Consider the following 1,956-nt stretch of genomic DNA (forward strand, 5'->3'; position numbering starts at 1 on the left):
GGACAGGGAAGCGCGGCCGTCGTCGCGGGCGGCTACGGCGTCGCGGAGTGCGACTCGGGGGAGGCCGGCTCGGCCAGCGTGGTCGCCAGGTCCCGCTTGCGGATCTTGCCGGTGGCGGTCTTGGGGAGGCTGTCCACCACGACCACCTCGCGCGGGTACTTGTACGCCGCCAGGGAGACCTTGGCGTGCTCGATGACCCCCGCCGGGGTCACGCTCATGCCCGGCCGGGTGCTCACGACCGCCACCACCTCGCTGCCGAGGGAGGGGTGCGGACGCCCCACCACGGCCACCTCGGAGACCGCCGGGTGCGTGGCGATGACCTCCTCCACCTCGCGGGGGTACACGTTGTACCCGCCGCGGAGGATGAGCTCCTTCTTGCGGTCCACCACGTAGATGAACCCGTCCTCGTCCCGGTACCCCATGTCCCCGGTGCGCAGCCACCCGTCCACGAGGGTGGCCGCCGTGGCCTCGGGGTTGCGGTAGTAGCCCTTCATGATGGTGGGGCCGCGGAAGAGCAGCTCCCCCACCTGGTCCTCCCCGGGGCCGAGCAGGTGTCCCTCCGCGTCCACCACGCGGCACTCGGTGCCCCACAGCGGCTTGCCGATGGACATGACGCGGCGCTCCTCCCGGGAGACGTTCACCGCCACCGAGCTGGTCGACTCGGAGAGGCCGTACCCCTCCAGGATGGTCGCCCGCGGGAACTTCGCCTCGAAGCGCCGCAGCACCTCCTGGGGCAGGGCCGAGCCTCCGGAGACCACCTGGCTCACGGACGAGAGGTCCCGCCCGGTGTCGGGGTCCTCCACCATGCCGATCAGCATGGTCGGCACGGCGGAGATGCGGGTGATCCCGTGGCGCTCCACCAGGTCGAGCGCGGCGGCGGCGTCGAAGCGGGGGAGCAGGACCATGGTGCAGGCGTGGCGGACGCAGATGTTCAGCACGCTCGTGAGCCCGTACACGTGGAAGAAGGGCAGCACGGCCAGGACCACGTCGTCGGGCCGGATCGGGATGCGCGCGCCGGAGACCGTCGTGTTCATGTAGATGCCGAAGTGGGTGAGCTCGGCGCCTTTGGGGGGGGCCGGTCGTGCCGCTCGTGTAGATGATCACCGCGGTGTCGTCGGCCTGGGTGGGGGCCATGTCCACCGAGGGGCCGGGGGCCAGCAGCTCCGCGAAGTCCCGGGTCCCCGCGGGCCGCTCCCCGGCGCCCGTGGAGACCACGTACACCGTCGGACCGCCGTCGGACCCGCCCGCCTGGGCCGCGCCCTTGACCGCCGCCTCGGCCGCCGTATCCACGGTGATGAGCACGGCCGTGTCCGAGTCGGACAGGTGATGGGCGATCTCGCGCGGCGTCAGCAGGGGGTTGAGGGGGACCATGACGAAGCCGGCACGGACGAGGCCGAAGTAGGCGAACAGGAACTGCGGGATGTCCGGGAGCTGCACCGCCACCGAGGTGCCCGGGGCCAGGCCCAGCCCGCTGAGGTTCGCGGCCACCAGGTCGGCGGCGGCGTCCACCTCCGCGTAGATCCAGGCACGGTCGCCCAGGATCACGCAGGGGCGGTCCGGGTGCTCGGCGGCGCTCTCGCGCAGGAGCACGGAGATGTTGAACGTCATGACGCGTCCTTTCCCGGGCGGAGGAGGAAGAGCGAGTCCGACACGCAGGCCGGCTTCGCCACTCCCTCGATCTCCACGGTGGTGGTCACCATGGCCAGCGCCCCCTGTGGGCCGCGGTCCAGGCGGGTGAGCTCGGCGCCGGCGCGGATGCGCGCGCCGACGGGGGTCGGATGGGGGAAGCGGACCCGGTCCGATCCGTAGTTGACGACCATGGCCATCCCCTCCACCCGGTAGATCTCCCGCACCATCGAGGGCAGCAGCGCGAGGGTGAGGAAGCCGTGGGCGACCGTCGAGCCGAAGGGTCCCCGGGCCGCCCGCTCGGGGTCCACGTGGATCCACTGGTGGTCG

At 72.3% G+C, this 1,956-nt stretch carries 2 protein-coding genes and 1 pseudogene; all 3 read right to left on the reverse strand.

Annotated elements, in window-relative coordinates:
• Positions 1 to 32 precede the first annotated feature (32 nt).
• Positions 33 to 1,034, reverse strand: a complete 1,002-nt coding sequence (locus tag ACFWJO_RS38345) for an AMP-binding protein (protein WP_196488485.1) — start codon at positions 1,032 to 1,034, stop codon at positions 33 to 35.
• A gap of 94 nt (positions 1,035 to 1,128) precedes the next feature.
• A pseudogene (locus tag ACFWJO_RS38350) lies at positions 1,129 to 1,608 on the reverse strand (AMP-binding protein); the annotation flags it as partial.
• Positions 1,605 to 1,956, reverse strand: a 352-nt coding sequence (locus tag ACFWJO_RS38355; protein ID WP_386872800.1) for a MaoC family dehydratase, incomplete at its 5' end; no start/stop codon positions are given. The pseudogene ACFWJO_RS38350 and the gene ACFWJO_RS38355, both read right to left, overlap by 4 nt.

Origin of the sequence: Streptomyces sp. NPDC127092 (assembly GCF_042722475.1) — a bacterium.
GTDB lineage: Bacteria > Actinomycetota > Actinomycetes > Streptomycetales > Streptomycetaceae > Streptomyces.